Raw genomic sequence first — 22,198 nt, 5'->3', positions numbered from 1 at the left:
TGATTTATTAGTCGCACTATGCCATGAGCGACTTCAAGAATCGATCATTTTTTCTTGTTAGCTTTGCAACCGAAACGAATAATTTATAAATACAAATATGAACTAAAAAGCCAAATCTGAAGATTTGGCTTGAAGCATGGATCAATTATCTTATTGCGTTTCGATTTCACGAATTCGAATTAGACCTTCTTGCACTGTACTACAGACCAATTGTCCATTTTGCCACATTCGTCCAAAGTTCAATCCTCTAGAACTTGCACTAATCGTTGCTTCCATGTCATAGAGCATCCAATCATCTACACGAAATGGTTTATGAAAGTACATGGTATGGTCAATGCTGGCACATTGTAAACTCGGTGAAATATAACTGAGTCCGTGTGGTCGTAGTGCAGTTGTCATCAAAGTAAAGTCTGAATAAAAAGCAGCGATCGCCTGATGTAATGCATTTTCATCTACATCATCAGCCAAACGATCGTGTGTACGAATATAGTGCGCGTAAGACGGCGCTTCAGGTTGTGGTTGGAATGGATTGACTGGCATTACAGGCTTAATTTCAACATGACGATCACGCATAAAGCTGGCACGCACATTCTCTGGTACGAAATCGACAATCATTTTCTTGAGTTCAGCTTCAGATTTTAGCCCATCTACTGGCGGGTATTCTGGTTCAGCAACTTGATAATTGAGACCCTCTTCTTGGTCTGCAAAAGATACCATACACATGAATATCGTCTTGCCATGTTGAATCGCACGAACTTGGCGACTCACGAAACTACGTCCATCACGGATTCGATCTACTTCATAAATAATGGGTGCATTAACATCCCCACCAAATAAGAAATATGCATGCAATGAGTGTGCAGGGCGATCAGTTGTATATGAAGCAGCACGTAACGCTTGACCTAGAACTTGCCCACCAAAGACACGTTTGCCAACCAAATTTTGGCTTTTGCCTCTAAAAATGTTTTCTTCAAGTCTTTCTAGCGTGAGTAAATCTACGAGTTCTTGCGTGAGCTGATTCATATCGGACCTATATATTTCATTGCTACGACATTAAATTGGGCCTGTTGAACTTAAACAGATTTTCCAATTTAATGACTCAATCTTTATATTGCCATAATTTCCGAGTAAACAACTAGACTTTGCTTGACTATATTGTCATAAAACAAATTTGATATTTTGGCTAAAAATACGATTATTAACGAAAATTCATCCAAATTCTGTGCATTTTGTTAGAAAATGACATATTGTTTTGATCACAGATTTAAGAAAATAATTGCCTTCATTCGCGTCATGCGAAATTCGTCTTTGGCTAGGAGTATGTATGTCCAAGAATGGCTTTGGTCAAATGTATCGTCGACTTTCCAGTAAGTTGCTTGACCTCGTAGTAACACCGCATGTTCTTGGAGAGGTTCCTACTGAAACCCAACCTTCAACACCACCCACTGAAAATAATACGACTCACAAAAAAGTGGTGTGCTATGTATTACAAAATTACTCGCGTAGTAATGCGTTAGTGGTTGACGGCGAAACTCGTCGATTAAATCTCGCGCCAGCACTTGACCCACTCATGATCGGGGACCATAAAGAGAAAGCTGCTGTATTATTTTTACAACACCAAGATGAAACAAACTTACTTAATCCGCCACCCCATGCATTTCCACCTCGTCTCCTCAGATTGATCGAGATATTGGATAAGCATCCAGATACTGACATTGAACTTATACCTGTGACTGTATTGTGGGGCCGCTCACCGGACAAAGAAGATTCATTATTTAAATTGCTATTTACGGACACTTGGGCAACGCCAAGTACTGTTAAACAACTGATGAATATTGGTTTACATGGTCGCCAATCTTTTCTTGAATTTCATGAACCAAAATCACTGCGCGAATTGGTAGATTACGCACGTGTAACACATCCAAACTTGTCTCCTGCAACATATATCGTCAATCAACTCAATGATTATCTAGATCGTCAGCGTGAAGTTGTATTAGGTCCAGATTTGTCAGATCGTCGAAACGTGATGCAATCATTGATTAAATCTCAAGATGTTCAGGACGGAATTCGCAAAGAAAGTATTCGCTCTAAAATCAGTTTGATTGAAGCTGAGCGCCGTGCGATCGGCTACGTGAATGAAATTGCATCAGACTATTCTCATGCAACAGTACGTTTTGCAGAACAAGCCCTGACGCGTCTTTGGACTCAACTCTATGACGGCGTAGAAGTACATAATTTCAATACAGTTCGTGAATTAGCGAAAGACTACGAAATTATTTATACACCTTGTCATCGTAGCCATATTGACTACCTATTACTCTCTTATGTGATTTATAAGCGTGGGATGATGGTACCGTACATTGCTGCAGGTGATAACCTGAATATGCCATTCGTTGGTCAGCTTTTACGTGGTGGCGGTGCATTTTTTATACGTCGAACCTTCCGTGGAAATGCGTTATACACCACTGTATTCAAAGAATATCTATACAGTATCCTATCGCGAAACACGCCATTAGAATACTTTATTGAAGGTGGACGTTCACGTACTGGACGTTTATTACCGCCGAAAACAGGTATGTTGGCAATGACTGTGCATAGTCATTTGCGTGGTCGTGCTAAACCTATTGTATTTGTCCCGACCTATTTTGGTTATGAACGCCTGATGGAAGGTGCAACTTACGTCGGTGAAATGAATGGTAAGCCTAAAGAGGCCGAATCTATCTTTGGTATTTTACAAACCTTAAGAAAGATTGAACGCATCTTCGGTAAAGTACACGTAAACTTTGGTGAACCCGTCTTCCTTGATGAGATTTTGAAACAGCATGGTGCTGAACATATCAAAATTGAGAAGAATGATGACCCGATTCCTCAAGAAGTTTCTGATGCAGTCAACACCTCAGCAAATGCAATTCTTGAAAATATTAACCGTGCTGCTGTTATCAACCCAGTTTCGTTATTGTCACTTATTCTTTTATCGACTTCCAAGCACACGCTTGATGAAGAGATTTGTATTAAACAGTTAGATACCTATCGAAATCTTCTAACAGCTTTACCTTATGATCATCGAGTTCAAATCACACCACTGTCTGGTAAAGAAATCATTGCTTATGGTTTAAAACTCAAGTTGATTAAGCGTGTAAAACATGTCCTTGGCGATATTATTGCGATTGAAGATGGTCAAGCAGTATTACTGACATATTTCCGCAATAATATTTTGCATGCTTATGTCTTGCCATCACTGATTGCTGCGATGGTCGAGCACAATGGTAAAATTTCACAGGGCGATTTGATTAATGTCATTCGTACACTTTATCCATTCTTGAAAGCTGAACTTTTCCTTAAGTGGAATACGGATGAGCTTAAAGAACAGATCTGTAACTATGTTCAAGGTCTGGTAGAAGCACAGTTGATTACGATTGATGAACATGGAAATTTATGTAGCCCTGCACCTAACTCTGAACAACACAATCAGTTAGTCGTGCTTGCTGCTCCAGTGAAGCAAAGTATTGAACGCTACTACATGACACTTGCCCTAATTACTCAACGTGGCTCTGGAAATATTACGACCAAGCAGGTCGAAGATTTAAGCCATCTATTAGGTCAGCGTTTATCTGTACTTTATGAGTTCAACTCACCTGAATTCTTTGATAAAGCGCTCTTCCAAAGTTTTATCAAAGTTCTGACTCAACAAGGCTATATCAGTAATAACGAAGAAGGCGCAATAGTCTTTGATGCACAATTCAAAGAGGTTGCTCAATATGCCAACTTGGTACTAGATGATGTAACCTTACAAATGTTGCAACATATCACTTCATTTAACGATGAAGAGCTCAAAGAAGCTTTGGATGCAGTTGCTGATCAACAAGCCAAAAAACGCTTAAAACGCAAGAAAAAATAGTATCTAAAACCCTCCCCAGTGAGGGTTTTTTTATGCCTAAATGAGTTCTCGATAATCCTTAAAAAATTGAGCATGTTTCAATTTAAAACCAGTGCTTAACATTCGAGAGGCATAAATTTTCTTTCCACGCTGTGCCTCACTCAATAATTTTAATGAAGGGATGTTTAACTGCTTTTGGAACCACAGAATAATTTCATGTAATGGAATGGGTTGATTATTACTACAAATATAAGTTTTTTCTGGATGTTCCACGTGAAGTAAATGGACAAGAAAACCCGCTAAATCTTCGATATGAATTCGATTCGACCAATGCACATTGGGATAGTCCATTGTATTTTGAGCAAGCTGCATCATTCTCTTCACGGATACGCCATAAATACCAGTGGGTCTCACAATGATACATTGCTGTGGAAAGGCTTCTTGCCAAAGCTTCTCCATTGTGGCTAACACTAATGCTTTCTCATCTTGCGGATTGATCTCTGTTTGGTCATCAATCTCCTCCCCTTGATCTTGTCCGTAAACGCGTGTCGATGAGACAACAATAATCTTTTGGATAGGATGCAGTGCCAGCTGATTTCTCATATGTGGAATCGCATCTATGAAAGCTGCTTTATACCCGTTTAGTGATGGGTCTTTGGGTGCAATCAACACGTATACTGCATCAATAGGCGACAATTTCGATAAATCAAGTTGGTGTATATCTTGTTGAAGATGCATAGCACCTGCTTGATCTTTCCTGCTTAAACTGACTGTGGTAATTTGATGTCCTTGTTGAAATAATTGTTTAGCAACATGTTGCGATGTTTTACCATAACCGATAAATAGAATATGCATGTAAGACCTATTCTCTAGTGTTATAAATTCAATTTAAGCAAAGTTGAGGGGACATGACTGCAGTCCATCAGTTGCAAGGTGTAGGAAACGCCGCTGCCGCTTTACTCGAAAAATTAAATATCTGGAATACGGATGATCTTTTGTTTCATCTGCCTCGAGATTATGAAGATCGCAGTACTATTGTGCACATGAATCACCTTCAAGTAGGTCGAAGCTATTTACTTGAAGGCACTGTCGCATCAATGGATATGCCGCCCGGTAAACGCAAATCCATGGCAATATTATTACAAGATGATTTTGGAAAAGTCACCTTACGTTTTTATCATATTTATAAAGCATTGATGGATCGCGCAAAACCTGGAAATCGTTTAAGAGTGTTTGGTGAAGTCCGAGTAGGTGCTCGTGGCCTAGAAATGTATCACCCAGAAATTCAATTGATTACGGAGCATACACCACTTCCAAAAACGCAGCTAACCGCAATTTACCCATCAACGGAAGGACTCACTCAACCTAAACTGCGCGAATATATTAAACAAGCTTTAGCACAACATGCCCATGATTTACCAGAACTGATTCCTGCAAAATTTACCAATGGGTATGCTTTAAAAGAAGCACTAGAATATATTCATCACCCTCCCACCGATGCCAATATGTTGCAACTGGCTGAAGGACAGCATCCTGCGCAGCAACGTCTCATCTTTGAAGAATTAGTCAGTCATCAAATTAGTTTATTGACTCGTCGTGCATACATTCAGCAGATCTCCGCACCTGCATTTTCAGCCAGTCGAACATTTGCCAAACAACTTCTCTCCATACTTCCCTTTGAAATGACGAATGCTCAAAAACGTGTTTCAAATGAAATTGTGAAAGATCTTAAACAAAACAAACCGATGCTCAGACTAGTGCAAGGTGATGTAGGTGCAGGCAAAACCTTAGTAGCAGGCATTGCGGCATGTCATCCACTCGAAGAGGGATGGCAAGTTGCTCTTATGGCACCGACTGAAATCCTCGCAGAACAACATTATTTAAATTTTAAAAAATGGTTCGAACCACTCGGCATCCAAGTTTCTTGGTTATCAGGCAAACAAAAAGGGAAAGCACGCGCTGCTGCAGAACAGCAGATTAGAGAAGGCTCTGCCCAATTGGTCGTCGGCACTCATGCACTATTTCAGGATAACGTCCAGTTTCATAAATTGGGTCTTGTCATCATTGATGAACAGCATCGGTTTGGAGTTGACCAGCGTCTAGCATTACGAAATAAAGGGGTACAGGATACGACACCACATCAGTTAGTAATGACCGCCACGCCTATCCCACGTACGTTAGCAATGTCAGCGTACGGCGATTTAGATACTTCTGTGATTGATGAGTTACCCCCAGGGCGTACTCCAATCCAAACAGTCACTATTCCACTCGATCGTCGTGAAGAGGTCCTGCAGCGTATTGCGACAAACTGCGCTGAAGGTAAGCAGGCTTATTGGGTCTGTACATTAGTGGAACAATCAGAGACGTTAGATGCCCAAGCTGCTGAAGCGACTTATCAGGAGATTAAAGAACGCTTTCCGCACCTCAATATTGGTTTGGTTCATGGCAAAATGAAAGCTGATGAAAAACAAGCTGTCATGCAACAGTTCAAAGACAATCAATTACAACTACTGATCGCAACAACCGTGATCGAAGTTGGAGTGGATGTACCAAATGCATCCATCATGGTCATTGAAAATGCGGAGCGACTGGGTCTATCTCAACTACATCAATTAAGGGGGCGTGTGGGTCGAGGTGCTAAAGCAAGTTTTTGCGCATTATTGTATAAAAGTCCTTTATCGCAGAATGGACAAGAGCGTTTACGCATTATGCGTGAAACCAATGATGGCTTTTTAATAGCAGAAAAAGATTTGGAAATCCGTGGCCCAGGCGAACTGTTAGGAACGAAACAAACTGGAGACATGGGCTTTCGCGTGGCTAAATTGGAACGTGATGACCATCTGTTAACTCAAGCGCACTATGTCGCGACTCAAATTTTAAAAGATTACCCACATCAAGCGGATGCTCTTCTTAAACGATGGTTACCAGAAGCACCTAGATATGCGTATGTTTAATATGTTCCTTAATCAACGAGCTCAGTTATAATCATAGGTACTCACAATAAAAATAACTTGAGCCATGATACTGAGCCCTATTCATAACCTCTATCACACATTATTATCTCGACGCGCTTGCCAATTATGCGGATTCTCTCCAACTCAAACCCACAGACTATGTGATGACTGTTGGACAATGCTCCCATGGAAAAGCCCTTCACTCATTCATCGACATGAAAGAAATATTTATGCTTGTTTCGACTATAACTTTCCTATAGATCGCATTATTCACTTATTCAAATATGAACAACAACTTCATTATCAAACTTTTCTAGCACACACATTGCTAGAACTTAAACTGAAACGTTTTCAAGCGATTGTACCTATGCCTATTTCAAACGAGCGCTTGAAGGAGCGTGGTTATAATCAAATGATGGTCATCGGAAAAATTCTTTCCAAAAAACTGCAAGTACCCATTTGGCAGCCAATTGAACGTTCAGCACAACACTCACAGAAAGGCTTAACACGTGTAGAAAGAATCGAGGATATTCAATCTCAATTCAAACCTATACGTTCAGAAAAAGGAAAGTTTAGAAATATCCTGATTATTGACGATGTCGTGACCACAGGGAGTTCAGTCAATGCGTTGGCCAATGCACTAGAAAAGCTCGGCTGTCAGAACATTCAGATCGCATGCATTGCAGCCGCAGAATATTGACACAGTCACTTTAAGTTTTAATCGGCATTAAAATGCTGCCTACACCAAGGAATCACGATTTCTCGAGTTAACGGTGCTAAAGGCGTAGCATCATCATCTAAATCGATCCATTTCATTTCAGCAATTTCTGCATGAATGTGAGGCTCTTGTTTAAGCTGAACTCGATATAGATAACTAATCAACTGATGATCCGCTTCATTTGCAGCTTTGGTTTCAAAACGACCTATATATTGATCTATTACTGCCTCAGCGCCAATTTCTTCTTTAATTTCTCGCAGAATCGTGTCTTCCGAAGGCTCATTTGGCTCTAACTTCCCACCAACTTGCATGAAAAACTGGGTATTCTTTTTTCGAACCAACAACAGCTGCTGATCCTCATTGGAAATAATCGCTGCTGCGACAGTAATGATTTTGCTCATGTATCTAGTTTCACCAAATCTTCTCGATCTTGGACACCCCATTTCGGTTGTGGTGCCTGATAAGACTCGAATTTTGACACAATATCCTCGATTGAAGTTGAATTGATTAATGCATTGGTAAAGCGAGCTCGAGTAAACTCTTGATCTGTCGTATGTTGAATGAATTGTAATAGACCATCATAAAACCCGTTGATGTTTAAAAATGCGCAGGGTTTAAGATGAATACCGAGTTGCGCCCATGTCCATTGTTCAAAAATTTCTTCGATTGTTCCTGCACCACCCGGTAAGGCAATAAAACCATCCGACAAATCTGCCATCAGCGTTTTACGCTCATGCATACTGGTAACAACGTGAAGTTCAGTCAAATTTAGATGTGCTAATTCACGATCCACCAATCCTTGTGGAATCACGCCAATGACCTTTCCACCAGCCTCTAATGCACTATCCGCAACAATCCCCATTAATCCTGAACGACCGCCACCATACACCAAGGTCTTGCCTTGTTGCGCTAAATATTTCCCTGTTTTCTTTGCTGCATCAGCATAAACAGGATCGGAACCTAATGTTGAACCACAAAATATTGCAATAGAATTCATTTAAAATTAGCCTTAAGTTTTTATAACAACAATTAAAATGATATGTTCTGTGTTTTTTAACCTAATTAATGATGGAATCAGTTTTTTTTCATGGCATCCTTGTCTAAAATACACCCATCGTTCACACACAAACTGCGCAAGGGAGAAAAGATAAAATGCTTGAAGCCTTTTATGCCACAGAGCGCGGTAGTCTAGAAGATGCAACGATCAATGGTGGGTTTGATTTACACCCTGAATTGGTTTGGATCGATTTAATTGCACCCTCTCAAGATGAGCAAGAATGGGTTTTAGATGCCTATAAACAAAATCTTCCAACACTAAAATCATTAGAAGATATTTCTTCATCTGCACGATTCTACCGTGATGATGATGGCATTTTACATATCAGTACGTATTTTTTAACGAAAAATAAAAACTACCAAGTCGATGGTGACCCTGAAGAGTCATCCAATATGCTAGGAACGGTTCAAACCGTTGCATTTATTTTACATAAAGATCGACTATTTACTTTACGTGGTGAAAAGCTCGTTGCTTTCCGTGCCTTTCGAGCACGTGCTCGCCGTAATGATTACGACATTGACTATAAAGATCCGACTTGGATACTTTTGGGTTTACTCGAAGCTAAACTCGATGAGCTTGCGGATATCTTAGAAGATATCCACAAGGATCTAGAACTCTACTCTACAGAAGTATTGAATGTTCGCCACCGTGAGCAAATTCTTGATCTCGATGATATGATTACCCGTCTTGCTCAAAAAGAAGATATGTTGGGTAAAGCGCAACTCTGTTTAATTGACTTACGCCGCGTTCTGACCTTCTTAGCAAGACCCCGTGCCTTAGGCAGTCATATTTATGATGCTGATATTCGAGAACTCAGTGAGGATGTTCGCTCATTAGTAGAACATGATGCATTCTTGTTCCAAAAGGTTCGATTCCTATTGGATACCACTTCGGGTTTCATTAATACTGAACAGAATGATACGATTCGTCGATTCTCGATTTTACCTAGCATGCTTGCTCCCCCGATGTTGGTGGCCAGTATTTATGGTATGAACACTGATGTACTGCCCTTTGCTCAAGGAACGACGAGCTTTGTTGTTGTCAGTCTGATTATCCTAGTATTCTTATTTGGACCACTGATTTATTTTAGATGGAAAAAATGGATTTGAGCACGCTTGGATGTTGTGTTTTTTAAACAACGTATGAAGTACCTTCTGTTGAGTAAATTACTATTTTAAAGCGATAAAAAAGCACCCTAAGGTGCTTTTTCATTTTTCAATCAAATCAATTTTAAATCATTTTCTAAATGGCAAGATTGAATGATTTTCATCATTTTTTCTGGCACAGATTTCAACTGTAAACTCGATGTTCCAGGTGCTTGACGCAATAAACGCACTAAAACAGCTAGCGCCAGAGTACTACCATGTTCAAGACCTGATAAATTTACAGTAAGTGGAAACTGATTTGCCTGCTGAATCAACATTAAACCTTGTTGATAATACTGTTCAGCATTGTCGAAACTAATTTTTCCAGAAACTATAATTTCTTGATCTTTGAGTGAAATCACAATTGTTCTCTGTTATTTTTTCTCAACTGCAGCTTCAGCATCAGGCTTAAAGTTTGCAATTGCTTTATTGATATCGCCACCATTACGCTTCACAGTAGCAGCAAACTGATTACGGAATTGCAAACCTAAGTCAATTCCAGAAACGTTGATATTGCGAATCTTCCACTGATCACCTTTATCAGCCAATTGGAACGATACAGGGATCTTCTCACCCTTGTTAATAAAATCAATCGTTACAACAGGGTTTTTAGTGTTAGATGCTTTATACGGACGAATTGTATATGTCTGATTAGAAAACTTAGAGAAAGCACTGCCATAGTTTTCAATCAATGTTTCACGGAAGTTCTTCTCAAACTGTGCGCGTTGAGCAGCATTACTATATTGATTCGTCGCATAAGTTCCCATCACGATACGAGTAAATGATTGCGAATCAATATATGGATCTAAATTTTGACGAACAATTGCGCGTACCGCAGCAGGGTTATTTTGTAACTTAGCTTGGTCTGCTTTTAAACGTGAAATTAAGCCATCAGCTACTTTTTTGATAAATGCAGGAGGAGTCTCCGTAGGTGCAGCAAATGCTGTACTCGCAATCATCGTCGATAAAACGCTAACAGTCAGTGTTTGCTTTACGAACGTATTCATTTATTTTTCCTCTATTTAATCATTCAACAAAAGAAGCAGTTTCATCTGTGAATTCCACAGTTTCTGCATCTGATGAACCATTTGAATCTTTTTTCGCAGCTGAATCACCAGCACCACCTGTCACAAATTTAGACACTAAGTCTTCAATTTCCATTGTGCTTTGTGTGTTGCCAATTTGATCACCACGTTTTAAATAATTTAAACCACCACCTGGAACAATTTTGAGATACTTCTCGCCCAGTAAGCCATTTGTCGCTACCATAATGTAAGCATCTTCATCAATATTGGTGATGGAGTTCATGTTAGCGATCAGTTGCTTTTCCATTTCTTTTTGTTGCGATGGCGTAGCAGCTTCATAGTCACTGCTATAACGCAACTCTTCTAAAGCACCTTCTTGCACAGTTTTAAGTTGTTCATCATTGAAAGATGTCAGCTCACCATCTAAATTAATTTTCACTGTTGCAAGACGTGTTAACGGATCTAATCTGATTGACTCAACTTCACCAACTTTTACACCGCTCAGTGCAACTTTAGCACGTGGTTTAATACCATTCACATTATCAAAAGTTGCGGTCATACTATAACTGTCTTTTAAATTTGTCCCAGCTAAGCCACTTACTTTCATTGCCAAGAAAAATAATGCACAACCAAATAGAATCACGAATATTCCAACTGCGAGCTCACTCGTACGTGATTTCATTACACACCTCCAAACATGACCGCAGTCAAAACAAAATCAAATCCTAAAACACATAGTGATGAATACACTACCGTTCTTGTTGTTGCTGTCGCAATGCCTTCTGATGTAGGCTCGCATGAATATCCCTGATATACGGCAATCCACGTACAGATTAAAGCAAATACAAAGCTTTTGATGATCGTGCCATTAAAGACATCTTTATAAAATTGAACGGCACTTTCCATACCACTCCAATACGAACCTTCATCAGCACCTAAAAAATCCACACCGACCATTTTTCCGCCCATGATCCCCACAGCAGCAAAAATTACGGCAAGCATAGGCAAACTAAATATACCCGCCCATAAACGTGGTGAAATAATGCGTTTAAGTGGATCAACACCGATCATTTCCATACTAGACAATTGCTCAGTCGCTTTCATCAAACCAATTTCGGCGGTTAAAGCAGATCCTGCACGCCCCGCAAAAAGAAGTGCAGCAACCACTGGCGCAAGTTCACGCAACAAGGTCAACGAAACTGCTGCACCAAGCATCGCTTCACTGCCGAAAGTGACCAAAATGCTATACATCTGCAAACCCAAGACTGCACCTATAAACAGTCCTGACACCACAATGATAAGCAATGATAATACGCCAACACGGTACATTTGATAGATAAAGAGTTTGACTCCAATCCAAGTCGGCATCGAAAATAAAATTTGAACTAGCATAATGGCTGCAACGCCAATACCTTGAACACGCTCTATAACGCGTCTACCTAGTGAGGCTATCGCATTCATGTACGCACCTCATCACTTAAATACGCTTGATGACTAAATTGATAATCCACAGGACCTTCGACCGAACCTGTTAAGAATTGACGGACGAAAGGCGAACTATGATTCTTTAACTGATCAGGTGTGCCCTCGCCTTGTACTTTACCTTCCGCAACCACATAAATGTAATCTGCAATAGATAATGTTTCAGCAACATCGTGAGACACGATAATGGTCGTTAGGTCTAACGCTTCTCGTAAAGAACGAATCAATCGGGTTAAAACCCCCATCACGATTGGATCCTGACCAGCAAATGGTTCATCGTACATAATCAAATCTGGATCTAGTGCAATTGCACGAGCTAACGCCACACGACGATTCATCCCCCCTGAAAGCTCAGAAGGCATCATTTGCTCAGCGCCACGTAATCCCACAGATTCGAGTTTTAAAGCGACCAGTTCTGCAATCAGATGTTCAGGCAATTGAGTATGGGCGCGGATAGGGAAAGCTACATTTTCATAGACAGTCATATCAGTGAAAAGCGCACCACTTTGAAAGAGCATCCCCATACGAGCACGTGCTTTAAACAATTCCTGACGACTCATTTGGCTAATATTTTTGCCATCCAACAAGACCTCGCCTGCATCAGGTACAAGTTGCCCCCCAATGAGTCTAAGAAGCGTGGTTTTTCCCGTCCCTGAAGGCCCCATAATGGCAGTAATTTGACCCTTACGAATCTTTAAATTGACTTGGTCGTAAATAACACGATCACCACGATTAAAGCTTAGATTTTTTACTTCGATCAACGCTTGCTCATCGATTTGTATTTGATTATTCATAGCTGAGCGTGTTCCTACAATTTTTCAGCTTGCATACTATACTCTGAAATAACTGAATTTAAATGTTATTTATAAAATACAAGGTTAAGCGGGCATTGTAGCATTATTGATCATTTTTATTAATTTTGCTTATAGAAAGATGTGTTTTATTTATGAAACAATGATTTGAAATTATTCTTTTTTATAAATTTATAATGTGATACTAAAAAAGTAATAAGCAAGATTAAGTAATACCAATAAAAAGAACACGTACATCATGATTGCACCAACATTCATTTGCTTCGTCTCAATCATTATAATCTTATTATTCATATTTTACATTTACCATAAATAATGTGAACTTATTCACTTTTATTCTAACAGATTTTTTTATATGAGCAATAAAAAACCAGCCCGAAGGCTGGTTTATTTAGCTATACCGATTAGTCGTTAAATTTACGACGTGGGCGATCGCTATTGAATTCACGCTTTGGACGGTCATCACCAAATGTACGTTTTGGACGATCAAAACCACCTTCACGACGTGCTGGACGGTCACCGAAATCACGTTTTGGACGGTCACCAAAACTGTTTTCACGAGGTTTATAATCTACACGGTTACCACGATTGTCATCGTTAGAACGAGGGCGATCACCGAAATCACGCTTTGGACGATCATCAAATGAACGTTGCGGACGGTCACCGAAATCGCGACGTGGACGATCTTCGCCATTAAACTCACGACGTGGACGGTCATTATTAAACTCGCGACGTGGACGATCTTCACCATTGAATTCACGACGTGGACGATCGTTGTTGAACTCGCGACGTGGACGATCTTCGCCATTAAACTCACGACGTGGACGGTCGTTGTTGAACTCGCGACGTGGACGATCTTCGCCATTGAATTCACGACGTGAACGGTCTTCACCAAATGAACGGCGTTCGCCATCACGGTTACCTTCGCGACGTTTGAAATTTGATTCACCTTCAAAACGACGACCACCACCGAAACCACCACGGCCACGGCCTTCACCACCACGGCCACGACCGCGACCAGCGCCATCACGACTACCGCGTGCTGGAGGTGGAGATGGTTCAAGACCTTCAATTTCAGAAACTTCTAGACGTGCATCTAAGTAGTCTTCTAAAGCACGAATTTTACCACGTTCACGGTAAGTCGCTAATGTGATTGCTTTACCAGTACGACCTGCACGACCTGTACGACCAATACGGTGTACATAATCTTCGTTCTTCATTGGAAGACCAAAGTTAATCACGTGTGAAATTGTTGGTACATCTAGACCACGTGCTGCAACATCAGTTGCAACTAAAATTTTTGCGCGACCTTCACGGATGCTGCGCAAACGACGGTTACGTACAGTCTGTGGCATTGCACCATGAAGTGCTACAACTGAAAGACCAGCTTCAGAAAGTTCTTCTGCAAGCATATCTGTATCTTCTTGCGTAGAAGCAAATACAACAGCTTGATCAAGATCTTCTTCATTTAACCAATGTGTTAAAAGCTTTTTCTTGTGCTCAAAACCATCAGTCCAATGTAGAGTCTGAGTGATGTCAGTATTCGTCGTGTGACCAGTTTCAATCGCAATACGCTCTGGCTCATTCATCATACGTTCTGCCAACGTAATAATACGTGGTGCGAAAGTCGCAGAGAACATTAATGTTTGATCACGGTTACCCGCTAAATCACTGATCGCCTCTAAATCTTCAGAGAAACCGAGATCAAGCATACGGTCTGCTTCATCTACGATTAATGATTTAACTTTGTCTAATTTGATTTGACGACGGTTTACAAGATCAAGTAAACGACCTGGAGTCGCTACAACAACTTGTGCACCTTTTAATTGTTGGATTTGTTTACCAAAAGGCATACCACCCATAATCGCAGCAATACGAACACCTTTCATGTGACGTACAAATGCAATCGCATCTTGGCTCACCTGTTGAGCCAATTCACGTGTTGGGCAAAGTACTAAAATGGTAGGTGCAGTTACAGCACGCATACGCTCTTTGAAAGAAAGCAACGTATCTTCACTACCCGCTAAAGCGTGAAGTGTAGGTAATAAGAATGCAGCAGTTTTACCAGAACCTGTTTGGCTTGATACTAAAAGATCTTTACCATCTAAAGCAGCAGGAATGGATTGTTCCTGAACAGGAGTAGGCGATGTAAAGCCTAATGCTTGTAATGCTTGTTGAAGTGATTCGTGTAGTGGAAAATCAGCAAAAGTTTTGCTCATAGAGTTTTTCACCCGAAAATTGGGTGCTCCATTAAATAAAGTCTGATGGACATCGGCAAAAAGCGGTACAGCAATAATCGCTGAAAATATAGAATCAGCGGCGATCCGAGAACGACGATGCGTATAACGCACACATGATTACAGCCTGAACCTGAAGGAATCGCTTTTAGCGATTGGGTGGGGCGCGAAATAATGTCCTCTCTTTGGACCGGACGCGCATACACAATATAGAAGAGAAATGTTCAGGTAATGAACGAAATTTAGTGCGTGCGCGGAGTATAACAGATTTTTTTATAATGTCATTAAGTTTAATTGCTTTTTGGTGCATTCAAGTACAAATATTCAAATTTATCATGTTTTGGAGATAAAAAAGCTCCCTATTAGGGAGCTTTCATAAATTTGATCTGCTTATTTAGCAGCAGCACCCCAAGCTGGGACAACTGCTTGCATCAATGGTTTCAATAATTTCATAGAACAAGCCAAGACTTGACCATTTTCCATTGAGTTTGAACCACCGCGCGCATCAACTACTGTACCACCAGCTTCTTTAACAATTAGCTCACCCGCTGCGATATCCCATGGTTTCAAACCAAGTTCGAAATAACCATCGTAACGACCAGCAGCAACATAAGCTAAGTCGAGTGCTGCTGAACCTAAACGGCGGAATTGAGCGCCTTGTTCAGATACTGCCAACAAAGAATCGAAGTGATTTTTTGCATAAGAAACTACTTCGCCATCACGTTTAGCACGATATGCATGACCAACAGCCAAGAATGTACGATCTAAACTATCTTTTACATTCACACGAATACGACGTTGGTTCATCATTGCACCGCGACCGCGACTCGCAGAGAACAATTCATCTTTGATTGGGTCATACACAACACCGTGTTGAGTCACGCCTTTGTGTTGAACTGCAATAGAAATACAGAAGTGTGGGACACCATTAATGAAGTTTAAAGTACCATCTAAAGGATCGATCACCCAACACCAATCAGCATCGTGACCTTTACCTTCTTGCATACCAAACTCTTCACCAAGGAAGCTGTGATTTTTATAGCTTTTGCGCAAGATATCGATCGTCAACTCTTCAACATAGCGATCAACGCGAGTCACAGGACCTTCGATACCTTTTTCTTCAACTTGCAGATCAAGTTTATGACGATTCTGATGCGCTTTTAAAAGCTCTTGACCAACTGTTTGAGCCGCACGCGCAGCCATCACCACCATAGGTTCCATTGAACACCCACTACAAATTTGAAGATACTGATAAAGAATAATGCATAAAAGCGCCGACATTTTATCAAATATCGGCGCTTTTAGGTAAAAAATGTTTCTAAAATTTTATGACTTGTATTTAAACCACCTGTACAAGCTTTAACCAAGCTTGTTGAATTGAAGCTTGGATACCTTCTGCATCCAATCCACAATCTTTAAGCATCTCACCATGACTGGCTTGCGCTAAGAATTGATCAGGTAAGCCTATGTTCAAAACTGGCTTAAGAATGTGTTCGGCCATTATAAATTCATTCACAGCACTTCCAGCACCCCCCATGACTGCATGCTCTTCAACCGTTACAAAAAGTTGGGTTTGATCAGCATATTGTCGAATGATTTGACCATCTAGTGGTTTAACAAACCGCATATTCACAACGCGTACCGCAACATCCAATTGATCAACTAAAAGCTGAGCAGCATGTTCTGCAACACTCACGCGGCTACCGAAAGCTAAAATAGTAATCACTTCTTCGGCTTTTACATTCAGCTCCAAAGTTAACTCAGCTTTACCAATTTCAAGCGCTGTCAGTTCACTTTGAATTTCAACACCTAAACCATTTCCGCGTGGATAACGCACTGCAGCAGGACCCGGGTGCAAATAGGCGGTATGTAGCATTTGACGGCATTCATTCTCATCTTTTGGTGCCATAATCACGATATTCGGAACTGTACGCATAAATGCGTAATCGTATGCACCAGCATGGGTTGGCCCATCTTCACCCACTAAACCTGCACGATCGATACCAAATGTGACATCAAGGTTTTGTAATGCCACATCATGAATAAGCTGATCATAACCACGCTGTAAGAAGGTTGAATAAATTGCCACTACTGGTTTTAAACCTTCACATGCCATACCTGCAGCTAAAGTCACTGCATGTTGTTCTGCAATTGCCACATCAAAATAACGATCAGGATATTGTTTGGCGAATTGCACCATACCTGAACCTTCACACATGGCAGGTGTAATGGCTAACAACTTATCATCTAACTGGGCTTCATCGCACAACCATTGCCCAAAAACATCAGAATATTTGGGCGCTTTTGTTGAAGCTGCTGCAGCATTTAATTTAGCAATTGCGTGATATTTTATTTGATCTGCTTCAGCAGGTGCGAAGCCCTTACCTTTCTTGGTATAGATATGAATTAAGCGCGGCCCCTTACGTTTTTTTAAGGCACTAAATACATTAACAAGTTCATCGACATTATGACCATCGAATGGACCAAAATAGTCAAATCCAATCGCTTTAAATAAGTTATCCGCAGCCTCGGTAGCAGCACTATGTAAACGTGAAGTGTAGTCCCACTCAGGATAGTCCTGAATAAATGGATTACCCTGCTCATCAATATGCACAGACTGCCCTTTTTCCCAAATAGCAGCCAAATGTTTTGCAAAACCACCCGTGCTACATGAAATCGACATATCATTGTCATTCAGTATCACCATGAGATCAGCATTATGTGCAACAGCATCATTCATGGCTTCGAATGCCATCCCTGCTGTCATTGCACCATCACCGATAATTGCAACCACTTCACAAGGATCTTTTTGATAACGACGAGCTAAAGCCATTCCCAAACCCGCTGAAATAGCAGTCGATGAGTGGCCCACACCAAAAGTATCAAATTCAGACTCTTCACGAGCGGGGAACGCCGCTAAGCCATTTTTTGCACGAATTGTAGTCAGTTGCTCACGACGTCCAGTCAAAGCTTTATGTGGATATGCTTGATGTCCCACATCCCAGATAAGACGATCATGCGGTGTATTGAAACAATAATGCAAGGCAACAGTTAATTCGATTACACCTAGATTGGCACCGAAATGCCCACCACTTTGTCCAGCAGCATACAAAATAAATTGACGTAGCTCGTCCGACACTTGACTCAATTGTTCTTTGGCTAGTTGACGCAATTGCATTGGATGATTAATCGCATCCAACAAAGGCGTAACAGGACGTTGACTAGGTATTTCGGTATACAACATATGTGGCAATGCCTTCTAAAGCCTGGCAAATCCTAAGCTAGGTAAATGGGTTAGCTCGATTCTTCTTATTGATCGAGAAATCGAAAAAAAACACCTTAAATCAACCACATTTATATTGGTCCAGTGTTGAGCTTTCGCTAAACGGGCGTTGTTAGGTAGCTAGATTATCCTGAATATCGATGCTACTTATCAACTATTATCTTGTGCTTTGCAAAAAAAAGGAAATCTTCTGTGTAAATTTGCACAATGATACTCAACTATGGTCTGATCATTCAGCTATACTTTAGCCAAATTATGAACATGTAATGGAAGTCGCTGTGCCTATAGAGTTTGTTGCCACATCTAAATTACCCACTGCCTTTGGTGATTTTAAAATCACTGTTTTTCAAGATCCTAAAACAGGTGAAGAACACGTAGCATTGTCAAAAGGATTAGATAAAGCACCCACCTCTCCTGTCTTGGTACGAATCCATTCCGAATGTTTAACAGGTGATGCTTTTGCTTCATTAAAATGTGATTGTGGCCCACAACTTCAAGCAACTCAAAAATTGATTAACGAAGCTGGACAAGGCGTAATTTTATATTTACGTCAAGAAGGTCGTGGTATTGGTTTAACCAATAAAATTCGTGCTTATGCCTTGCAAGATCAAGGACATGACACAGTAGATGCTAACCTGATGCTCAACTTACCCGCTGATGCGCGTAAATACGATATGTGCAGCATCATGCTGGATCACTTACAAGTGAAACAAGTCAAACTTGTCACAAACAATCCTCTCAAAATTAAAGCTTTAACTGATTTAGGAATTGATGTAGTTGATCGTGTCCCGTTAACGGTCGGTTTGAATAAATTCAATGAAGAATACTTAAAAACCAAACATGAGCGCATGTCACATATGTATCAAAAGGATGATTTTTAACTACAGCATAATTTAATCGCTGTAAAAAAATACCCCGATGCTTAGGGGTATTTTTTCACTTAGACTCAGCCCAATTTGTGAAGATGACTATATCGTCATAGAAAATATCCGATTTTCAGGTTTGTTTCTTTTTAACCTTAAATCGAACGCCATACAGATATTTCGTACAAATGGTTTTCCAGCTTCCGTTACCTTCAATCCATATTCACTCATCTTCACAAGTTGGTCATTTTGCATTTCAGCTAAATCTTCTAAAACTTGTGGTCGCTGTGCAAAATCCATGTCACCTTGCCAATTCGTCTCAAAGTGGCACATGAGATTTAAAATGTGTTTTCTGATTTTCAAATCTTCTTCTGTTAAAAGATGACCTTTAAAAACTGGAATTTCGTTTTGTTCTAATCGAGCATAATAATTTTCAAGCGTCTTTTCATTTTGGGCAAAACCTTGCCAACAATCGCCAATAGCTGACATCCCTAAGCCAATCATCACTTCTGTTTTTGAAACGGTATATCCCATAAAATTACGATGTAACTGTTGGGCTTGAAATACCTGATACATATCATCATGCTCAAGCGCAAAATGATCCATTCCTATTTCATGATATCCAGCAGACAATAATTTTTGTTTTCCTTGCTCATAACACTGTCTTTTCTCTTCATCGCGCGGAACATCATGGTCTTTAAAACCACGTTGCCCATTGCCTTTGATCCATGGTACATGCGCATAACTGTAAAAGGCTAAACGATCTGGCTTAATTTGAATGGTTTGATCAATTGTGTTTAAAACATCATCTAAATATTGAAAGGGCAGCCCGTAGACCAAATCATGCGAAATAGAGGTATAACCAATTTCACGCGCCCATTCTGTAACCTGCTTTACGTGTTCAAAAGGTTGAATTCGGTGGATCGCTTTCTGCACGGTTTCATTATAATCCTGCACACCAAAGCTAACGCGTCTAAAACCCAATTCAAACAGCGTCTTTAAATGTTCGTAGGAAGTATTATTAGGATGTCCTTCAAAACTAAATTGATGATCTTCAGCTACTGCTGATAACGCTAAAAGCCCATCAATCAACTGTTTAAGATGCTGAGGAGAAAAAAATGTAGGTGTCCCTCCGCCTAGATGTATCTCTTTAATCAAAGGACGCTCTACAAATAACTCACAATACAATTTCCATTCTTTTAACAAAGCCAAAATATAGGGCTGTTCCATTTCATGTTTTTTAGTGATTTTTTTATGACATCCACAAAAAGTACATAAGGACTCGCAAAAAGGTAAGTGAATGTAAAGGCTAATACCATGCTGGCTATTCGAATTATCAAAACGTATTTTGAGTTTTTGCTGCCATAGTACTTGATCAAAGGTCGACTGCTCCCAATACGGAACTGTGGGATAGCTCGTATATCGAGGACCTGGAACATTATATTTTTGCACCAGTGAAACAACGTTTTCGAACATATCCCCACCTTTAAAATCACCACATATTAAAAGCTTAACTGCTTTCAGTCATCCTATTTTGAGGAGCTTATTCTTTTAATTCAACCTAGTATCTTGGTCAGGATTCATAAGTAAATTCAAATCACAAAGTACGTTTACCCTGACTAAACTTAAATCTCGATCTGCTATATCGATAAAATCACCTTAATCTTTCATACAATTTATGTTTTGATGTAGCTAGTTTTTCATTGCCCAAGAGGCTTGGTATGTCACACCCGACTTCTGCAGATATTCAACGTGTTCGTGAATTTTTACTCGACTTACAAACTCGAATTTGTGCTGCGCTTGAACAACAAGAACAACAAGGTGGCGGTAATGCCCAATTTGAGATCGATGATTGGGAACGTCCCGAAGGTGGTGGTGGCAGATCACGCGTATTGCAAGATGGTACAGTGATCGAAAAAGGTGGTGTGATGTTCTCGCACATCAATATCTCAAAGTTACCAGCATCTGCTACCGAACGGCACCCACATATAGCTGGTGCACAAGCACAAGCCATGGGGGTTTCTTTAGTGATCCATCCTAGAAATCCAAATGTGCCGACCTCACATGCCAACGTAAGACTATTTGTCGCAGAAAAAGAAGGACAAGATCCTATTTGGTGGTTTGGCGGCGGTTTTGATTTAACGCCATTTTATCCGAATGATGAAGATGTTAAATCATGGCATCAAACTGCGCACGATCTTTGTGCACCTTTTGGCGATCATGTCTACCAAGATCATAAAAAATGGTGTGATGATTATTTTTATTTGAAGCATCGTGATGAACAACGTGGTGTCGGTGGGTTATTTTTTGATGACTTAAATCAGTGGGATTTCGAAACTTGTTTTAAATACATGCAAGCTGTAGGCAATGGATATCTCAATGCGATTCTACCAATCTTCCAACGTAATCAAGATAAACCCTATAGTGAAGCTCAACGCGATTTCCAATTGTATCGTCGTGGGCGCTATGTGGAATATAACTTAGTTTACGATCGAGGGACGTTATTTGGATTACAAACTGGCGGTCGAATTGAGTCTATTTTAGTAAGTCTTCCTCCATTAACGGGTTGGAAATACAGACCTGAATGGGATGAAGGCTCTGCTGAAAAAAAATTAACCGACTACTATTTAAAACCGAGAGATTGGCTCGCTGAACTGCATTAAATGTAAATCACTCGCCCTGTTAAAACAGGGCTTTTTTGTTGAGCAATATATTCATCCCATTGTCTAACGAAATTGAATAATT

The 22,198-nt window shown here is 40.3% G+C and carries 19 protein-coding genes; 6 read left to right on the top strand and 13 right to left on the bottom strand.

Features of this window, described 5'->3' with window-relative positions; translation table 11 throughout:
- Positions 1–150: 150 nt before the first annotated feature.
- Entirely contained in the window at positions 151–1,023 is an 873-nt protein-coding gene (locus CL42_RS03090; protein WP_035265059.1) for an acyl-CoA thioesterase, read from the bottom strand.
- A gap of 301 nt (positions 1,024–1,324) precedes the next feature.
- On the opposite strand from CL42_RS03090, the gene plsB reads away from it, so the two are divergent.
- Positions 1,325–3,898 carry a glycerol-3-phosphate 1-O-acyltransferase PlsB gene (gene plsB, locus CL42_RS03085; RefSeq protein WP_035265057.1) on the top strand — a complete coding sequence of 858 codons (2,574 nt, stop codon included), beginning with the start codon at positions 1,325–1,327 and terminating at the stop codon, positions 3,896–3,898.
- A 36-nt stretch (positions 3,899–3,934) separates the two neighbouring features.
- Here the strand turns inward: plsB and CL42_RS03080 are convergent, their stop codons facing one another.
- On the bottom strand, positions 3,935–4,732 hold the full coding sequence (locus tag CL42_RS03080) for an NAD-dependent epimerase/dehydratase family protein (RefSeq protein ID WP_035265054.1): 798 nt from the start codon (positions 4,730–4,732) through the stop codon (positions 3,935–3,937).
- 53 nt (positions 4,733–4,785) lie between these two features.
- On the opposite strand from CL42_RS03080, the gene recG reads away from it, so the two are divergent.
- On the top strand, positions 4,786–6,831 hold the full coding sequence (recG, locus tag CL42_RS03075; protein WP_035265052.1) for an ATP-dependent DNA helicase RecG: 2,046 nt from the start codon (positions 4,786–4,788) through the stop codon (positions 6,829–6,831).
- Between the two features lie 64 nt (positions 6,832–6,895).
- On the top strand, positions 6,896–7,531 hold the full coding sequence (locus tag CL42_RS03070; protein ID WP_051586512.1) for a phosphoribosyltransferase family protein: 636 nt from the start codon (positions 6,896–6,898) through the stop codon (positions 7,529–7,531).
- Positions 7,532–7,548: 17 nt separating this feature from the next.
- On the opposite strand, the gene CL42_RS03065 is transcribed toward CL42_RS03070, so the two are convergent.
- Together CL42_RS03065 and CL42_RS03060 are read right to left on the bottom strand one after the other, a co-directional pair.
- Positions 7,549–7,950 carry an NUDIX hydrolase gene (locus tag CL42_RS03065; RefSeq protein ID WP_035265049.1) on the bottom strand — a complete coding sequence of 134 codons (402 nt, stop codon included), beginning with the start codon at positions 7,948–7,950 and terminating at the stop codon, positions 7,549–7,551.
- Positions 7,947–8,546 carry a TIGR00730 family Rossman fold protein gene (locus CL42_RS03060; RefSeq protein WP_035265046.1) on the bottom strand — a complete coding sequence of 200 codons (600 nt, stop codon included), beginning with the start codon at positions 8,544–8,546 and terminating at the stop codon, positions 7,947–7,949. Before CL42_RS03060 ends, CL42_RS03065 begins: the two co-directional genes overlap by 4 nt.
- Before the next feature lie 155 nt (positions 8,547–8,701).
- On the opposite strand from CL42_RS03060, the gene CL42_RS03055 reads away from it, so the two are divergent.
- Positions 8,702–9,715 carry a CorA family divalent cation transporter gene (locus CL42_RS03055; RefSeq protein ID WP_035265042.1) on the top strand — a complete coding sequence of 338 codons (1,014 nt, stop codon included), beginning with the start codon at positions 8,702–8,704 and terminating at the stop codon, positions 9,713–9,715.
- A 110-nt stretch (positions 9,716–9,825) separates the two neighbouring features.
- Here CL42_RS03055 and CL42_RS03050 read toward each other — a convergent pair whose 3' ends face one another.
- The 8 genes from CL42_RS03050 to dxs form a co-directional block, all read right to left on the bottom strand.
- Positions 9,826–10,113 (bottom strand): STAS domain-containing protein, encoded by a 288-nt coding sequence (locus CL42_RS03050; RefSeq protein ID WP_035265041.1) that lies wholly within the window; start codon positions 10,111–10,113, stop codon positions 9,826–9,828.
- Between the two features lie 12 nt (positions 10,114–10,125).
- Positions 10,126–10,758 (bottom strand): MlaC/ttg2D family ABC transporter substrate-binding protein, encoded by a 633-nt coding sequence (locus CL42_RS03045; RefSeq protein ID WP_035265038.1) that lies wholly within the window; start codon positions 10,756–10,758, stop codon positions 10,126–10,128.
- A gap of 19 nt (positions 10,759–10,777) precedes the next feature.
- On the bottom strand, positions 10,778–11,458 hold the full coding sequence (locus CL42_RS03040; protein WP_035265035.1) for an outer membrane lipid asymmetry maintenance protein MlaD: 681 nt from the start codon (positions 11,456–11,458) through the stop codon (positions 10,778–10,780).
- The gene (mlaE, locus tag CL42_RS03035) at positions 11,458–12,237 is read right to left on the bottom strand and encodes a lipid asymmetry maintenance ABC transporter permease subunit MlaE (protein ID WP_035265034.1); all 780 of its coding nucleotides are present in this window, start codon (positions 12,235–12,237) and stop codon (positions 11,458–11,460) included. Before mlaE ends, CL42_RS03040 begins: the two co-directional genes overlap by 1 nt.
- The gene (locus tag CL42_RS03030) at positions 12,234–13,052 is read right to left on the bottom strand and encodes an ABC transporter ATP-binding protein (RefSeq protein WP_035265033.1); all 819 of its coding nucleotides are present in this window, start codon (positions 13,050–13,052) and stop codon (positions 12,234–12,236) included. Before CL42_RS03030 ends, mlaE begins: the two co-directional genes overlap by 4 nt.
- 422 nt (positions 13,053–13,474) lie before the next feature.
- Positions 13,475–15,289, bottom strand: a complete 1,815-nt coding sequence (locus tag CL42_RS03025) for a DEAD/DEAH box helicase (protein WP_035265031.1) — start codon at positions 15,287–15,289, stop codon at positions 13,475–13,477.
- A 408-nt stretch (positions 15,290–15,697) separates the two neighbouring features.
- Positions 15,698–16,528: an inositol monophosphatase family protein gene (locus tag CL42_RS03020; RefSeq protein WP_035265030.1), complete on the bottom strand. Its 831-nt coding sequence runs from the start codon at positions 16,526–16,528 to the stop codon at positions 15,698–15,700.
- Positions 16,529–16,646: 118 nt separating this feature from the next.
- Positions 16,647–18,551 (bottom strand): 1-deoxy-D-xylulose-5-phosphate synthase, encoded by a 1,905-nt coding sequence (gene dxs, locus CL42_RS03015; RefSeq protein ID WP_035265028.1) that lies wholly within the window; start codon positions 18,549–18,551, stop codon positions 16,647–16,649.
- 317 nt (positions 18,552–18,868) lie between these two features.
- Between dxs and ribA the strand changes: the two genes are divergently transcribed.
- The gene (gene ribA, locus CL42_RS03010) at positions 18,869–19,471 is read left to right on the top strand and encodes a GTP cyclohydrolase II (RefSeq protein WP_035265235.1); all 603 of its coding nucleotides are present in this window, start codon (positions 18,869–18,871) and stop codon (positions 19,469–19,471) included.
- 87 nt (positions 19,472–19,558) lie between these two features.
- Here the strand turns inward: ribA and hemN are convergent, their stop codons facing one another.
- Positions 19,559–20,929: an oxygen-independent coproporphyrinogen III oxidase gene (gene hemN, locus CL42_RS03005; RefSeq protein WP_035265024.1), complete on the bottom strand. Its 1,371-nt coding sequence runs from the start codon at positions 20,927–20,929 to the stop codon at positions 19,559–19,561.
- 245 nt (positions 20,930–21,174) lie between these two features.
- On the opposite strand from hemN, the gene hemF reads away from it, so the two are divergent.
- Entirely contained in the window at positions 21,175–22,116 is a 942-nt protein-coding gene (gene hemF / locus CL42_RS03000) for an oxygen-dependent coproporphyrinogen oxidase (RefSeq protein WP_035265021.1), read from the top strand.
- Positions 22,117–22,198 lie beyond the last annotated feature (82 nt).

The sequence above is a fragment of the Acinetobacter sp. Ver3 genome (assembly GCF_000632455.1).
Classification (GTDB): Bacteria; Pseudomonadota; Gammaproteobacteria; order Pseudomonadales; family Moraxellaceae; genus Acinetobacter.
Note: the sequence above shows the minus strand (reverse complement) of the source record. Positions and strands in the feature narration are given on the sequence as shown.